Source organism: Nonomuraea longispora (genome assembly GCF_004348345.1).
GTDB classification, from domain to species: Bacteria; Actinomycetota; Actinomycetes; order Streptosporangiales; family Streptosporangiaceae; genus Nonomuraea; species Nonomuraea longispora.
This window is the reverse complement of record NZ_SMJZ01000456.1, coordinates 1-620: the sequence shown is the minus strand read 5'-3', so window position 1 is coordinate 620 and position 620 is coordinate 1. Positions and strand designations below refer to the sequence as shown.

The following is a 620-nucleotide window of genomic DNA, read 5'->3' as shown; positions in this document are numbered from 1 at the left end:
CTGCTGCAGGCTCATCGCGGCACCTCAAAGGCTCGGTCAGACCATCCCCTACCCACCCGGACGCGTCTCCCGCAGCCGGTCCGCCCAGGCGATCAACTCGCCCCGCAACGGAACCTGAACATCGTCGATGTCCAGGAGAGTGACGCGCACCCCCCACCGGCTCGTCGTCTCACTGATCCGCTCGGCCATCTCCGCGCCGCACCGGCTCGCCACCGCCGGCAGATCCGCCAGATCCGCCAGATCGGCGTCGGCGACCTGACGGCGCAACTCCCTCTCCGCCACGACCGTGGCCGCCACCAGCGGCCCGTCCATCGTCATCGCGAACCGCACCGGATCGCTCACCTCGGCCACGGCGCCGCCCCTCACCCGCACCGCCACACCGTCACGGGTCACCGCCTCGGAGCAGAACACATCCAGGCACATCAGCCGCAACGACACCCGCACCGCGCGCTCCACGACCGGCCACACCACCACCAGCCCAGGCCCCCGCACACTGCTGCAGGCTCATCGCGGCACCTCAAAGGCTCGGTCAGACCATCCCCTACCCACCCGGACGCGTCTCCCGCAGCCGGTCCGCCCAGGCGATCAACTCGCCCCGCAACGGAACCTGAACATCGTCG

1 protein-coding gene is annotated in these 620 nt (G+C 70.5%); it reads right to left on the bottom strand.

Annotated elements, in window-relative coordinates:
- Positions 1-48: 48 nt before the first annotated feature.
- A complete protein-coding gene (locus tag E1267_RS43930) occupies positions 49-492 on the bottom strand; it encodes an SPFH domain-containing protein (RefSeq protein ID WP_246064771.1) in 444 nt (147 codons plus the stop codon).
- Between the last annotated feature and the right edge of the window lie 128 nt (positions 493-620).